This is a genomic window from Pueribacillus sp. YX66 (assembly GCF_041725775.1).
Classification (GTDB): Bacteria; Bacillota; Bacilli; order Bacillales; family UBA6769; genus Pueribacillus.
In genome coordinates this window covers 61,841-73,743 of the sequence record NZ_JBEUEL010000004.1, presented here as the reverse complement: position 1 = coordinate 73,743, position 11,903 = coordinate 61,841, and the positions used below count along the sequence as shown (strand labels likewise).

Genomic DNA, 11,903 nt, shown 5'->3' with positions numbered 1-11,903 from the left:
CTTTAAAAAAGAAGAGATTCGAATACGAATCTCGAATCTCTTCTTCATCTTCATTATTTTAAAACATCCATTACTTTTCGCACAGAATCTGCAGACTTATCAAGCTGTGCTTTTTCTTCATTTGTTAAGTCTAATTCGATGACTCTTTCAATTCCGTTACCACCTAAAATGGTCGGGACACCAAGGTAAATACCGTTATAACCGTATTCACCTTCTAAGTAAGCAATAACAGGTAGGACACGTCTTTGGTCTTTTAATATCGTTTCAGCCATTTCTACAAGTGACGCAGCAGGAGCGTAGTACGCACTGCCGTTTCCAAGCAAGTTAACAATTTCACCACCGCCTGTGCGCGTCCGTTGTACAATTTCTTCTAAACGCTCAGCGCTTATCCATTTTTCTAACGGAATTCCACCTGCGTAAGAGTAGCGTACGAGCGGCACCATATCGTCTCCATGTCCTCCGAGAACGAATCCAGTAACATCTTTAATTGACAGGTTTAACTCTTGAGCAATGAATGCACGAAAACGTGCCGTATCGAGAATACCTGATTGTCCGATGACACGCTCTTTCGGAAATCCAGATTCTTTAAATGCAGTATACGTCATAGCATCAACTGGATTTGTCAATACAATAATAATCGTATTCGGTGAATAATCCACAACTTCTTTCACGACCGACTTCATAATACGTGCATTTGTGTTAACTAAATCGTCACGGCTCATACCAGGCTTACGAGCAACACCTGCTGTAATAATAACGATATCGGAATCTGCAGTATCTTTATAATCTGCTGTCCCGATGATGTTGCAGTCGAAACCTTGGACAGGGCTTGCTTGAAGCATATCCAACGCTTTTCCCTTCGTCGGATTTTCATTTTGTGGAATGTCAACTAGAACAACGTCACAAAGCTCTTTTTGCGCAAGCATGAGTGCTGTCGTTGAACCAGTGAAACCACTTCCGATGACTGAAACTTTCTTACGTTTAATCCCCACCGTTCGTTCTCCTTCCTTACTCCATGTTATTGATTAAAGCATCACCGAACTCTGAAGTTTTCACTTCTGTTGCACCTTCCATTAGACGAGCGAAGTCATACGTTACTACTTTGCTTGAGATTGTTTTTTCAATTGCAGTAATCACAAGGTTTGCTGCTTCACGCCAGCCTAAATGTTCTAGCATTAGCACACCAGATAAAATAACTGACGATGGATTCACTTTGTCTAAGCCCGCATATTTCGGTGCAGTTCCGTGTGTTGCTTCGAAAATAGCGTGACCAGTCTCATAATTAATATTTGCACCAGGTGCGATGCCAATGCCACCGACCTGCGCTGCAAGAGCATCAGAAATGTAATCACCATTTAAATTCATTGTCGCCACAACATCAAATTCTGCAGGGCGTGTTAAAATTTGTTGTAAAAAGATGTCTGCAATTGCGTCTTTTACGATAATTTTCCCAGCAGCTTCGGCATCAGCTTGCGCTTTGTTCGCAGCATCTTTACCGTCTTTTTCAACGATGCGATCATATTCAGCCCAAGTGAACACTTTATCACCGAACTCTTCTTCTGCTACTTCGTAGCCCCAATTTTTGAACGCACCTTCAGTAAATTTCATTATGTTTCCTTTATGAACGAGTGTTACGTTTTTACGCCCTTCCGTAAGTGCATATTGGATCGCTGATCTTACGAGACGTTTCGTTCCTTCTTCAGAAATCGGCTTAATGCCAATACCAGATGACTCTGGGAAACGAATTTTATCAGCACCCATTTCGTTTTGTAAAAAGTCAATCAGCTTTTTAACTTCATCTGTACCTTCTTGGTATTCAATTCCTGCGTAAATGTCTTCTGTATTTTCACGGAAAATGACCATGTCACACAGTTCTGGACGTTTGATTGGTGATGGAACACCTTGAAACCAACGTACAGGACGAACACAGGCAAATAAATCGAGTTCTTGTCTTAACGCAACGTTAAGCGAGCGAAAGCCCCCACCAATTGGTGTCGTAAGCGGTCCTTTGATCGCAATTATGTATTCGCGAATTGTGTCTAAAGTCTCATCCGGAAGCCATGAACCTGTTTGTTTTTGTGCTTTCTCACCAGCAAGCACTTCTTTCCAAACAATTTTCTTTTCACCGTTGTAAGCTTTTTCGACAGCTGCATCAAGTACACGCGAAGCGGCAGCCCAAATGTCCGGGCCAATCCCATCTCCTTCAATAAAAGGAATGATTGGGTTATTCGGGACGTTTAAATTCCCATTTTGTACTGTAATTTTTTCACCATTTGCCATCGAGAAAAAACCTCCTCATGTATTTTATGCACACAACTTGTATTATAACATAAGCGCCGTTTTATTTCTTTCATCACACATGAAATTTCTGGTGCGAATCGACAGACTTTTCTGGAATCGAACAGCAGGGAAAGTTGATTAACTTTCCTCTCACACTACCGTACGTGCGGTTCCGTATACGACGGTTTATATTGCAGTGTGGACTTTTAGATAATAATATAGGGCAAAGTGAATTCTCCTTTGCCTTAAGCGTATGTTTGATAAGGCTTCTTTGGACGACTTTCGATAGTCCAATGAAACGATAGCCTCTTCGGGAGTAAATTAAGCCTTTTGCTTCTTCGACAAGTACGTTGATTCTCTTTTTGTTGTTCTTCCATTGTTTCCAAATGATCACGCGTTCTCTAAATCGAAGTTTTGCGTCTATGGCTTGAAGTACACTCTTCATATACGCTATCTTAAAGTAGTTCACCCTTCCAACGATAACTTGTTTCAGCTTCATGATTCTTGCGTCTAGAGAAATACTTAAATTCCGTTTTGTGATCTGACGGAGTTTCCGTTGGAATTTCTGAACGGATGTTTTACACGGTCTCGGTTGAAACTGCTTTTTGTTTGAGTCAAAGTAGAAACTAAAGTCTAAAAACTTAGTTTGGCTAGGACGGGAGATTCGACTTTTCTCCACATAGACTTTAAGTCCTAGCTTCTTTTCGATAAACTTGGTAATGGAGGTCATGACTCGGTTTGCCGTTTTTCCACTTCTGACGAAAATTAGGTTGTCGTCTGCATATCTAACGAAGCGTAGTCCTCTGGCTTCCAATTCTTTGTCCAATTCGTTCAACATGATGTTGCTTAGAGTGGACTTAGGGTGCCACCTTGTGGGGTGCCCACGGGTGTAGCTCGATATTGACCGTTAACCATCACAACGCTGACGAGGTATTTTCGGATTAAGAAAATTACATCCCCATCTTTAAACGTGTAGGAGATGATTCTCATGAGTTTGTCGTGATGGACGGTGTCAAAGAAACGCTCTAAGTCTATGTCGACTAGCCAAGTATACTCATCATTCATATAATCAAGCACTTGAATGATGGCCATTTTGCCATTTCTTCCTGGTCCAAAACCGTAGCTGTATTCGCTAAATTATTTCGCTAAGCTTTTGATTGATGGTTTGTTGGATAACTCTATCAACGACTGTGGGAATCCCAAGTTTGCGCATTTTCCCATTTTCTTTTGGTTTTCAACTCGCAAGGCTGGGGCTGGACGGTATTTCCTCTTCCGAATTTGTGTGCGAATTTCTTCCTTATGCGTTCTCAAATATTGTTTTAACTCTTTGCACTCACGCCGTCGAATCCGCTTGCACCTTTATTGCGGTAGACGCGCTTGTACGCTTTAATCATGTTTTGATTGCTTAAGCTTTCTTCTAAGAGTTCCACACCTGTTTCTTCCTTTCCCTTCACGTGACGAAAGACACTTCACTTTTAAGTATCCTCTGAGATACGCTCATACTTTCCTCATTATCACATTCTGACGTTTCGTAGAAACACTATAAATTGTTCTGCCCTTCGTGATATTTATCACTACTATGGCTTCGGCTGACTTTTCACGATAAACCACTTTCGACCAGCTTTCTGTTTAGGGGATTCCTCAGCTGTTCGTGAGACCTCCCAGGGTTTATCTTTCCTCTTTTACTCGTCTGATTTACTTTATAGGTTACGCACATCTTTTGGACTTTGACTTGTTATGGAGCCTTATCCGCCTATAAAGCCTTCGATTAGATTTCCGTTCGTCGAGCTAAGATTTTGATACACGCTTCCTTCAGCACTTACCTTGCGCTTCTCTAGTGGTTGGTCAATGTGAACCCCCACAGTGGACTTTCACAACCTAGATAGTCGCCCTGCCTGGTGCACATAAAAAAAGAGGGAAAGTTCCCTCCTAATTATGCCCGTTCTTCGATTGGCACATACTTTTGATTGACTTTTCCTACATATTCTGCACGAGGACGAATGAGTCGGTTGTCACTATATTGCTCTAAAATATGTGCAGCCCATCCAGACACTCGACTAATTGCAAAAATTGGCGTGAAAAGATCGTGATCAATACCGAGGCTATGGTAAACAGATGCTGAATAGAAATCAACATTCGGTACTAATCCTTTCTCATTTTTAATAATTTCTTCAATTTGGATTGACATTTCATACCATTTTTGTTCACCTGTAATGCCTGTTAATTTTTTCGACATTTCACGTAGGTGTTTTGCACGCGGGTCCCCTTTACGATACACGCGATGTCCAAAGCCCATAATTTTTTGTTTGTTTGCAAAAGCATTATCTAAGTACGGGCGAATGTTATCTGGTTCAGCAATTTCAGAGAGCATTTTCATCACTTGTTCATTCGCTCCACCATGCAAAGGTCCTTTCAGTGCACCGATCGCTCCTGTAATACCTGAGTAAATATCTGATAGTGTTGCAACACACACCCGAGCAGTAAATGTTGAAGCATTTAATTCGTGATCTGCATGTAATACGAGCGCTTTATTAAATGCTGTTTCTGAAATTTCATCAGGCTCTTTCCCTGATAGCATATACAAAAAGTTAGCTGCATAACTTAATCCTTTTTTCGGTTGAACAGGTTCTTGTCCATTTCGGAGTCTTGCAAAGGCAGCAACGATTGTCGCGATTTTTGCTTGAATTTTAATCGCTTTTGCATAGTTCGCTTCTTCACTCATGTTATCAGCATCACTGTCATATAACGCTAACGTTGATACTGCTGAACGTAATGCAGCCATGGGATGAACGTCTTTCAGTGGATAAGATTTCATTTGGTCAATTAACTCTTGTGGGATTGTAGCATGTTCAGCTAATTGTGCATTTAGATCATTAAGCTCTTCTTTTGTCGGAAGTTTATCATTCCACAATAAATAGACAACTTCTTCAAAACTTGCATTTTCTGCTAAATCATCAATATTATAACCTCTGTAAGTAAGTACATCATCAATAATTGAACTTACAGCGGAATTCGCCGCCACGACTCCTTCCAATCCACGCGTTGCTGTCATTAAAATCTCTCCCTTTCCATATCATATTGTACTTTTAAGATAACATATAATAACTTGCCACTGTATTAAAACAAAGGCATTATTTTTTCACCGTCTCTAATTATAAACAATTCTGCAACATTTTGGAATGAATATACGGAAATTATTTTCTCGTTCGACAAACTTGTTATATAACAAAGAACTCGTATACGAAGATAATCTACATTCTTTCGACAAACGATAGCTATAAGTTAAAAAATGTTATAAAATATACGTATTCAGCTGGTTGGTAAGTTTTAGAAAAGGTGGTTCAGTGGATGAATCAAAAAGTATTGCATAGTGTTTTACGATTTCTATTTCTTATTGTTGTAATTTTTCTCAGTTTCATTCTCATCTATTATACCGCAAAAGTGACATATCCTTTCATCATTGCGTTTGCCGTTGCGTTTTTTATGAATCCACTCGTTAATTTTTTTGAACGAAAGTGGAAAATGAATCGATTGTTTTCTGTTTTATTAACGATGCTGTTGATTATTTCTGTGTTTGCAGGTCTCGTTACAATCATTGTCATTGAAGCGGTAAACGGGATTGAATATTTAGTCGAAATTGTTCCAGAAAATTTCCAAATGCTCGTTCAATATTTGGAGAACTTTTTCTTTACGAATATCTTACCAATCTATAATCAGTTGTTAACGATGTTTGATAGTTTAGATCCATCATCTCAAAATACGGTCGTTAAAAATATTGAAGCGATGGGTCAACAATTAACAGAAAGCGTTAAAAATGGCGTTCAAGCGTTTGCTACAGGTTTGTCCGTTTTTTTTATGAGCCTACCTAATTTTGCAACAGGTCTAATCATCTCCATATTAGCTACATTTTTCATAAGCAAAGATTGGTATAAATTAAAAGAAACATTTCGAAAAATCACACCGAAAAAAGCACTTGAAAGTGGAGGCAATGTATACGAAGGCTTACGGACAGCACTGTTTGGTTTTATTAAAGCCCAATTGACACTCATTTCAATAACAGCTGTTATCGTACTCGTCGGCTTGTTAATCTTGCGAGTAGATTATGCGATCACGATTGCACTCATTATTGGACTCGTAGATTTATTACCTTATTTAGGGACAGGACTTATTTTCGTCCCTTGGATTATTTACAGTTTTTTTGCTGAAAATTACTTTTTAACAATCGGTCTATCTGTCTTGTATGGCATTGTCGTTGTCCAGCGTCAAGTGATGGAACCGAAAGTACTTTCTTCCAATATTGGACTCGATCCATTACCGACGTTAATTGCTTTATTTGTTGGCTTTAAATTATTCGGTTTTTTCGGTTTAATTCTCGGTCCTGTCTTGCTTGTCGTTGGAAAAACACTTTTCAATGCGGGAGTGTTTGAAGAAGCATGGAGATTTATTATAGGGAAACCACAAACGTAAAGGACATCTAGTTCGGATGTCCTTTACTAATAGTATGATTACAGCACTCTCTCTTGAATAAACTTCATTGAACGTTTCGCTTCAGCAACCATTTGTTGAATAAGCTCTTCGACAGAAAGCACTTTATCCACTAAACCAACGGATTGACCACATGACCAAATCCCGCCGTCAATATTCCCTTCAAAATAGACGTCTTTGCTTCTTTGGCCTGTAATAAATGGGATGAGTTCTTCTAATGTCGCTCCTTTTTTTTCGAGACGATCCACTTCTTCGCTCACTGTATTAACAGCGACACGTGACGGACTTCCAATACTTCTCTGCACAACGATTGTGTTCGTTTCGTCCGCTTCAACCATCCAATTTTTCACATTCTCGTGAATCGGGGCTTCCTTCGTCGCCATAAAGCGTGTTCCCATTAAGACACCTTCAGCGCCAAATGCGAGCGCACTTACAAGTCCTCTCCCATCAGCAAATCCACCCCCAGCAATGACAGGGATCGACACTGAATCTACGACACGCGGAAGAATGACAAGTGTTCCGACATCGCTCATTCCAGGGTGACCGCCCGTCTCATTTCCAACGACGATGACAGCATCAACGCCTAAACGCTCGGCTGTTTTTGCATAGCGAGGTCCGACGACTTTGTGCATCACGATAAAATCATTATCTTTTAACAGCTTCATGAGTGGTTCAGGGCTTCTTCCACTCGTTTCAACGATGTTGACTCCTTCTTCAATCATCACTTGAATAAATTCTTCATTCGGTGTCGGTGTTGTGCTTGGAAAAAGGTTTAAATTTACCCCAAACGGTTTATTCGTAAGTTCTTTCACTCTACGAATCTCAGCACGCAGTCTCTCTGGCGTCCCTTGCGTTTTTGATGTAATAATCCCAAGTCCTCCCGCTTCCGAAACAGCCGCTGCAAGCTCTGCGCGTCCGACTTGAAACATGCCTCCACAAATAATCGGGTACTCAATTCCGAGCAACTCTGTAATTCTTGTCTTCATTCCAATGACTCTCCCTTCGTTATTTCCCTTTGAATTGAGGTTCTCTTTTTTCAAAAAAGGCTTGTACACCTTCTTTAAAATCTTCTGTTTGAAAACAAATGTCTTGGCCTTGTGCTTCCATTTCTAATAACGTTTTTAAATCACGGTTAAGGTGATGATTCATAATTTTCTTCGTCATCCCGATTGAAATTGGTGCTTTTGTCGCCATCGTTTCTGCAATTTTCATCGTTTCGTCTAGCAAACTTCCTGCAGGAACGACTCGGTTTACAATCCCAATCCGCTCTGCTTCTTCAGCTGTAATCCGTTCACCGAGAAACATTAATTCTTTTGCTTTTTGCATCCCAATTAACGTTGGAAGAAAGTGCATCGCTGCAAAATCAGGAACCAAACCTACATTTACAAAACTTTGTACGAAGAAAGCGTTATCAGAAGCAACGATAAAATCACATAACAATGTTAAACTAAAGCCCGCTCCTGCAGCTGCTCCATTTACTGCTGCAATGATCGGTTTTTCAATTTCAAGCATCTTTATCATTAATGGCTGTGAAGCTTGCAATCTTTTTCTACCTTCTAAAGCTTTCAATTCTTTAAGCGCTGTCAAATCACCGCCTGCCGAAAAAGCTTTTCCTTCTCCTGTTAATACAATACAGCGAATATTGTCATCGTGTTCCGCTTGTTCTAACGATTCAAGTAATTCATTTCGCATTTCCATAATTAAAGCATTTCGCTTTTCTGGCGCATTTAACGTAATCAGTAACGTTTTATCTCTTACTTCTTCTTTAATGTAAGAATATGTCATCTTATCATCCTCCCTATTTTCTATTTCATTTTCATAATATAGTTTATTTTAAAATAGTTCCACCCAAAAATCATAAACTGTGAATGCTACAACGTATATTACAACTATTCAATTGAAAAGACTGTTGTACAAAATCTAGCCATGCCTGTACAATGATTACTTAGTGAACCCATCTACGTTTTACTTCAAAGTGGGGCTTCTAACGTAAGCGCACCTTATGATACGAAACCCTTTTCCATTCTCTATGTTAACAGCCGCAACCCTTCACGTTTGATGTTGACTGCAGCATTCCAATCACGGTCTAAACGCAAAAGATACTCCTAGAAAGAGGAAAAGACTTCTTAACGTGACTTTCAATTTTGATAAGCTTTCCCCCTTACTACTCTGGCTTATATTGGAGACACGTCATGAACATTCCCTATACGTTACCAGTAATAGAATACTCTGTTACCAACAAACACCACTATTCGTCACATTTATATACAAAATGTCAAAACTAAAGATAGTCCATGAAATTCATCCATTATTTAAATTTATTTTATGCATATGCAATCACCCTTTATTGGTTGGCAAGGAAAAAAGCTTATTGAATCAAAAGATTTAACACAAAACTATAAACGTGAACGTTGAATAATTTGTATTGCTTGTTTATAAACGGGATAATCAACCATTTTACCATTCAACTGAATCGAGCCACTTCCTTCTTTCTCCACTTGCTCAAAAGCAGAAACAACTTGAAATGCCCATTCTAGTTCAACTTCAGTAGGTAGAAATACTTCGTTTACAACGTCAAGTTGCTTAGGGTGAATACAAAGCTTCGCTTGAAAGCCTAACTGTTTCGCACGTTTCGCATCCGTTACAAGTCCGTCGATATCTACAAAATTAGCAAATACAGTATCAATAGGTGGTATTAACCCTGCCGCTCTAGATGCAACGACAACTCGTGATCGCGGATATAGAAGTTCTTCACTTGTAGGTGAAACGGAAATCCCTAAATCTAAACAGTAATCGATTGCACCGAACGCCAACCTTGAAGTAGCCGGTGACGCTGTTGCAATTTCATAGGCAAATTGGATGCCTTTTGCTGTTTCAACTAATGGAATAATTTCTTGATTCTCATGTAAATAAGTGGCTAGCGCCTTTACATCTTCAGGTCCATTTACTTTCGGCAACATGACACCTAAAAATTCATAACGAGCTGCAAACTGAACGTCAGCTTTCCAAAATGGAGTGGTTCGGTCATTGATACGTAAAATGATTTTTTTCTGAACGTGTTGAAACTTTGGAATCGCTTTTGTCAGAGAGCGCCGGACTGAATCTTTCTGAGCTAAAGCCACGGCATCTTCTAAATCTATAATGATCGCGTCTGCCTTCGTTTGTAACGCTTTAGCGATGCGCTCAGGTTTGCTTGCAGGTACGAATAAATATGACTTTTCCAAATCTATCACCTCATCTCATGTTTGTTACTTCGTTAAAAACAGAGAGATTTCTGGGAATAATATAATGGCAATTAAGACGAGTACAAATATGCCGAAAAACGGAACAACGCCGCGAATCACACTTTCGACTTTTTCCCTTGCAATTCCACTTACAACGAACAAATTTAGCCCGACTGGCGGTGTAATCATACCTAATTCCATGTTTACTACCATAATAATTGCAAAATGAATAACATTAATATCGAGCGTATGCAAAATGGGCAGAAATATCGGTAGCGTAATTAAAATAATCGCCGTTGGCTCTAAAAACATACCAAGGATGAAAAATAAAATACTTACAACGATGAGAAATGTCCATTTGTTAAATCCACTTTCACTCACCCATGCTGCAAATTGTTGTGGCACTTGCTCCGTCGTTAAAAACATACCGAATACGATTGCAGATGCTATAATTAAAAAGATCATCGCTGTCGTATTGATTGATTCTAATACAATCGCATGTAATTTTTTCAACGTTAATTCACGATAGATAAAAAAGGATACGATGAGAGCGTAAAGGACAGAAAGAAACGAAGCCTCTGTCGGAGTAACAATGCCTTTATAAATACTTCCGAGAATCAACACTGGCATTATTAAACCCCAGATTGCTTTCGCCGTTGGTTTCCATCTTGCTTGAATAGGAACTCGTTCAAGCCCACCATAATTTTTCCGATAGGCAGTAAATATTGCCATTACAATAAGCATACCACCGAGTAACAACCCTGGAAAAATTCCTGCAGAAAACAACTTTCCTGTTGACTCTTCTGCAACTGATCCATATAAAATGAGTGGAATGGATGGTGGAATTAAAATACCTAACGTTCCTGCAGTCGCTACAAGTCCCATCGCATATTTTTTCTCATAGCCTGCATTGATCATCATTGGAATCATAATAGCTCCGATCGCAGCAGCAGTAGCAGGACTTGAACCTGAAATCGCTGCAAATACCATACATGTCACAATCGTAACGACGGCTAATCCACCACGTGTATGTCCAATCCATGCACGAATGCAATCAATAAGATATTTGGAAATTCCGCCTTTTGCCATAATCAACCCAGCAAATACGAAGCCCGGTATCGCCATTAATGTCGTACTGTTCACACCTGTAAACATTTTTTGCACGACTGTACTAATTGAGAAATCAACTATCCATAAAGCAACAATGCTTGAAATTCCTAAACTAATTGCGATTGGCACTCTCAAGAAGGCTAAAATAAACAAAAGACTTAATAAAATTATTGTTGCCATTCCGATTCAACCTCCGTTTCTGTCGTCACATCTTTCGTAAAAAAACGAAACGCTTTTTCAATAAATCGGATGAGTAACAAGAGACCTCCGACTGGCATGATTAAATAATAAATCCAAATTGGAAAGCCAGCATCAATCGTTTTTATGCCTTGACTGTATGCTGCGAGGACCATTTGCGTCCCCGTCCAAATAAAAAAGATAGAAAAACTAATACCGAAGATGAGAGTGACAATTTCAAAAATTTTTTTCACGTTGGGACCGACCCGATCATAAACAATGTCAATCGCAATATGCGCATTATCACGTAGCGCCGTCGCAAACCCAATAAATATTGCCCATACGAGTAGCATCGTGAATATTTCCGTTGCCCAACTTTGTGAATGCCCAATAATATAACGCATAAAAACGGCATAAAGACTAACTGCAATACCACTAATAAAAAACAAAGCAGCAAAAAAGTTTTCAATTTTCGTTAAAACCTTCATAATTCCCCCACCTTCCTTTATACAATACTAATGTAAGCGCTAACAAAAACAGTTTGTATTTTGGATACTATTTAAATCTATAATAATCCATACGTTTTTAAACAACAAGATGATATTTACAATATTCAAACTTTACTTA

The 11,903-nt window shown here is 39.2% G+C and carries 10 protein-coding genes and 1 pseudogene; 1 reads left to right on the top strand and 10 read right to left on the bottom strand.

Translation table 11 applies throughout. The features are described 5' to 3' along the window. Positions 1–53: 53 nt before the first annotated feature. From mdh to citZ, 5 genes and pseudogenes are all read right to left on the bottom strand, one after another. Complete coding sequence (mdh, locus tag ABU914_RS03070; RefSeq protein ID WP_379668288.1) at positions 54–992, bottom strand: malate dehydrogenase; 939 nt, start codon at positions 990–992, stop codon at positions 54–56. A 16-nt stretch (positions 993–1,008) separates the two neighbouring features. Continuing rightward, positions 1,009–2,280 (bottom strand): NADP-dependent isocitrate dehydrogenase, encoded by a 1,272-nt coding sequence (gene icd / locus ABU914_RS03065; protein ID WP_379668287.1) that lies wholly within the window; start codon positions 2,278–2,280, stop codon positions 1,009–1,011. Between the two features lie 73 nt (positions 2,281–2,353). Then, positions 2,354–2,959, bottom strand: coding sequence for a group II intron maturase-specific domain-containing protein (locus ABU914_RS03060; RefSeq protein WP_379668343.1), 606 nt, complete (start codon positions 2,957–2,959; stop codon positions 2,354–2,356). A gap of 12 nt (positions 2,960–2,971) precedes the next feature. Next, positions 2,972–3,372, bottom strand: a pseudogene (locus ABU914_RS03055) (reverse transcriptase domain-containing protein); the annotation flags it as partial. Between the two features lie 841 nt (positions 3,373–4,213). Further along, on the bottom strand, positions 4,214–5,332 hold the full coding sequence (citZ, locus tag ABU914_RS03050) for a citrate synthase (RefSeq protein ID WP_379668286.1): 1,119 nt from the start codon (positions 5,330–5,332) through the stop codon (positions 4,214–4,216). Between the two features lie 296 nt (positions 5,333–5,628). Between citZ and ytvI the strand changes: the two genes are divergently transcribed. After that, a complete protein-coding gene (ytvI, locus tag ABU914_RS03045; protein ID WP_379668285.1) occupies positions 5,629–6,747 on the top strand; it encodes a sporulation integral membrane protein YtvI in 1,119 nt (372 codons plus the stop codon). Between the two features lie 38 nt (positions 6,748–6,785). Here the strand turns inward: ytvI and ABU914_RS03040 are convergent, their stop codons facing one another. From ABU914_RS03040 to ABU914_RS03020, 5 genes are all read right to left on the bottom strand, one after another. Continuing rightward, positions 6,786–7,751: an NAD(P)H-dependent flavin oxidoreductase gene (locus tag ABU914_RS03040; protein WP_379668284.1), complete on the bottom strand. Its 966-nt coding sequence runs from the start codon at positions 7,749–7,751 to the stop codon at positions 6,786–6,788. A 19-nt stretch (positions 7,752–7,770) separates the two neighbouring features. Next, positions 7,771–8,550, bottom strand: a complete 780-nt coding sequence (locus ABU914_RS03035) for an enoyl-CoA hydratase/isomerase family protein (RefSeq protein WP_379668283.1) — start codon at positions 8,548–8,550, stop codon at positions 7,771–7,773. 611 nt (positions 8,551–9,161) lie between these two features. After that, complete coding sequence (locus ABU914_RS03030) at positions 9,162–9,989, bottom strand: HpcH/HpaI aldolase/citrate lyase family protein (protein ID WP_379668282.1); 828 nt, start codon at positions 9,987–9,989, stop codon at positions 9,162–9,164. Positions 9,990–10,013: 24 nt separating this feature from the next. Next, positions 10,014–11,279 (bottom strand): TRAP transporter large permease, encoded by a 1,266-nt coding sequence (locus tag ABU914_RS03025; protein ID WP_379668281.1) that lies wholly within the window; start codon positions 11,277–11,279, stop codon positions 10,014–10,016. Next, positions 11,267–11,764, bottom strand: coding sequence for a TRAP transporter small permease (locus tag ABU914_RS03020; RefSeq protein ID WP_379668280.1), 498 nt, complete (start codon positions 11,762–11,764; stop codon positions 11,267–11,269). Before ABU914_RS03020 ends, ABU914_RS03025 begins: the two co-directional genes overlap by 13 nt. Positions 11,765–11,903 lie beyond the last annotated feature (139 nt).

What these genes read in the sequence shown, in the direction of transcription:
- ABU914_RS03035 (WP_379668283.1), bottom strand. Translation starts at nt 8,550, where the DNA reads ATGACATATTCTTACATTAAAGAAGAAGTAAGAGATAAAACGTTACTG.
- ytvI (WP_379668285.1), top strand. Translation starts at nt 5,629, where the DNA reads ATGAATCAAAAAGTATTGCATAGTGTTTTACGATTTCTATTTCTTATT.
- ABU914_RS03025 (WP_379668281.1), bottom strand. Translation starts at nt 11,279, where the DNA reads ATGGCAACAATAATTTTATTAAGTCTTTTGTTTATTTTAGCCTTCTTG.
- ABU914_RS03020 (WP_379668280.1), bottom strand. Translation starts at nt 11,764, where the DNA reads ATGAAGGTTTTAACGAAAATTGAAAACTTTTTTGCTGCTTTGTTTTTT.
- ABU914_RS03040 (WP_379668284.1), bottom strand. Translation starts at nt 7,751, where the DNA reads ATGAAGACAAGAATTACAGAGTTGCTCGGAATTGAGTACCCGATTATT.
- citZ (WP_379668286.1), bottom strand. Translation starts at nt 5,332, where the DNA reads ATGACAGCAACGCGTGGATTGGAAGGAGTCGTGGCGGCGAATTCCGCT.
- icd (WP_379668287.1), bottom strand. Translation starts at nt 2,280, where the DNA reads ATGGCAAATGGTGAAAAAATTACAGTACAAAATGGGAATTTAAACGTC.